Here is a 3,003-nt window from a genome sequence, read left to right on the forward strand (position 1 = left end):
AATATGGGGGGACCATCCTCCAAGGCTAAATACTCCTGACCGACCGATAGTGAACCAGTACCGTGAGGGAAAGGCGAAAAGAACCCTGGTGAAGGGAGTGAAATAGACCCTGAAACCGTGTGCGTACAAGCAGTAGGAGCCCTTCGGGGTGACTGCGTACCTTTTGTATAATGGGTCAGCGACTTACTGTTCGTGGCGAGCTTAACCGTATAGGGGAGGCGAAGGGAAACCGAGTCTGATAAGGGCGCATAGTCGCGGGCAGTAGACCCGAAACCGGGTGATCTAGTCATGCCCAGGGTGAAGGTACCGTAACAGGTACTGGAGGCCCGAACCCACTCCCGTTGCAAAGGTAGGGGATGAGGTGTGATTAGGAGTGAAAAGCTAATCGAACCCGGAGATAGCTGGTTCTCCTCGAAAGCTATTTAGGTAGCGCCTCATGTGAATCTTCTTGGGGGTAGAGCACTGTTATGGCTAGGGGGTCATTGCGACTTACCAAACCATGGCAAACTCCGAATACCAAGACAGACTGCATGGGAGACACACGGCGGGTGCTAACGTCCGTCGTGAAAAGGGAAACAACCCAGACCCACAGCTAAGGTCCCAAATTTCGTGCTAAGTGGAAAACGATGTGGAAAGGCACAGACAGCCAGGAGGTTGGCTTAGAAGCAGCCACCCTTTAAAGAAAGCGTAATAGCTCACTGGTCGAGTCGGTCTGCGCGGAAGATTTAACGGGGCTAAGCACGAAACCGAAGCTTGGGGTGCATACTTTGTATGCGCGGTAGAGGAGCGTTCCGTACGCCGTTGAAGGTGGCTTGAGAAGGCTGCTGGAGGTATCGGAAGTGCGAATGCTGACATGAGTAACGATAATGCGGGTGAAAAGCCCGCACGCCGAAAGCCCAAGGTTTCCTTGCGCAACGTTAATCGACGCAGGGTGAGTCGGCCCCTAAGGCGAGGCAGAAATGCGTAGTCGATGGGAAGCTGGTTAATATTCCAGCACCTCGCGTAAGTGCGATGGAGGGACGGAGAAGGTTAGGCAGGCCGGGCGTTGGTTGTCCCGGTGAGAGAGTTGAGGCGGTCCCCTTAGGCAAATCCGGGGGGGCAACGTTGAGACTAAGGACCGGCCCATTAGGGCTAGGCTGCTGATATCACGCTTCCAGGAAAAGCTCCTAAGCTTCAGCTTACGCAGACCGTACCGTAAACCGACACAGGTGGGCAGGATGAGAATTCTCAGGCGCTTGAGAGAACTTAGGTGAAGGAACTAGGCAAAATAGTACCGTAACTTCGGGAGAAGGTACGCCCTCCATGGTTAATAGCTGGGGAGGGCCGCAGAAACCAGGCCGCTGCGACTGTTTATCAAAAACACAGCACTCTGCAAACACGAAAGTGGACGTATAGGGTGTGACGCCTGCCCGGTGCCGGAAGGTTAATTGATGGGGTCAGCCGCAAGGCGAAGCTCTTGATCGAAGCCCCGGTAAACGGCGGCCGTAACTATAACGGTCCTAAGGTAGCGAAATTCCTTGTCGGGTAAGTTCCGACCTGCACGAATGGCGTAACGACAGCGGCGCTGTCTCCACCTAAGACTCAGTGAAATTGAAATCGCTGTGAAGATGCAGCGTTCCCGCGGCAAGACGGAAAGACCCCGTGAACCTTTACTATAGCTTTACACTGAACGTTGAGTTCGTCTGTGTAGGATAGGTGGGAGGCTATGAAACCCAGGCGCTAGCTTGGGTGGAGCCAACCTTGAAATACCACCCTGATGTGCTTGACGTTCTAACCTAGGTCCGTAATCCGGATCGGGGACCGTGTATGGTGGGTAGTTTGACTGGGGCGGTCTCCTCCCAAAGTGTAACGGAGGAGCTCGAAGGTACGCTCAGCGCGGTCGGACATCGCGCACTGTGTGCAAAGGCATAAGCGTGCTTGACTGCAAGATCGACGGATCAAGCAGGTACGAAAGTAGGACTTAGTGATCCGGTGGTTCTGTATGGAAGGGCCATCGCTCAACGGATAAAAGGTACTCCGGGGATAACAGGCTGATACCGCCCAAGAGTTCATATCGACGGCGGTGTTTGGCACCTCGATGTCGGCTCATCACATCCTGGGGCTGTAGTCGGTCCCAAGGGTATGGCTGTTCGCCATTTAAAGTGGTACGCGAGCTGGGTTCAGAACGTCGTGAGACAGTTCGGTCCCTATCTGTCGTGGGCGTTGGAGATTTGAGAGGGGCTGCTCCTAGTACGAGAGGACCGGAGTGGACGAACCTCTGGTGTTCCGGTTGTCATGCCAATGGCACGGCCGGGTAGCTATGTTCGGAAGCGATAACCGCTGAAAGCATCTAAGCGGGAAGCGCGCCTCAAGATGAGATCTCCCGGGACTCTAGTCCCCTAAAGGAACCATCAAGACCAGGTGGTTGATAGGCAGGGTGTGTAAGCGCAGCAATGCGTTGAGCTAACCTGTACTAATGATCCGTGTGGCTTGACCATATAACCTCAAGTGGCCTTGGACTCGACGAGACGTCGTGACCTTCCAGGACCGACTCGCTACAATCCCAAACTCTTCGCCCGATGGGGGAATCCCCTTCAGGCAACAGACGCAAGCAGGCGCTCCGCGCCGCTTCACCCGCTTGCTCAGTGACAATAGCGTTGTGGCACCACCCGATCCCATCCCGAACTCGGAAGTGAAACGCAACCGCGCCGATGGTAGTGTGCATCCGCATGCAAGAGTAGGTCATCGCTGAGCATTTACCCCGAACCCCCGGCCCTAAAGGTCGGGGGTTCTTCTTTGTGCGCGAAAAATGCCGTGCACGCGCCCAGCGTGCCGCGCTGTTCTCCGAGGCCCATCCTCGCATCGGCAATCGACCACGACAGCAGCACTTGCAGCGGCATACCTCCCGGCGGCCGAGCGCAATCACGTCGTCAAGGCATTTGCCTACTCGTTCGGCAAGCCCTCATCGCAAGGCGCCGGCCAACGCTCGGCTCCTGTGATGTGCCACACGAAGAACTCCCCGGA

At 55.6% G+C, this 3,003-nt stretch carries 2 rRNA genes (1 of these 2 running past the window's edge); both read left to right on the forward strand.

Annotated elements, in window-relative coordinates:
- A 23S ribosomal RNA gene (locus ACFPN1_RS16045) occupies window positions 1-2,477 on the forward strand (it extends 386 nt beyond the left edge of the window).
- Between the two features lie 143 nt (window positions 2,478-2,620).
- Window positions 2,621-2,733: ribosomal RNA gene (rrf, locus tag ACFPN1_RS16050) — 5S ribosomal RNA — on the forward strand.
- Window positions 2,734-3,003: the final 270 nt, after the last annotated feature.

Origin of the sequence: Lysobacter yangpyeongensis (genome assembly GCF_042655745.1) — a bacterium.
In the GTDB taxonomy this organism is placed as follows: domain Bacteria; phylum Pseudomonadota; class Gammaproteobacteria; order Xanthomonadales; family Xanthomonadaceae; genus Agrilutibacter; species Agrilutibacter yangpyeongensis.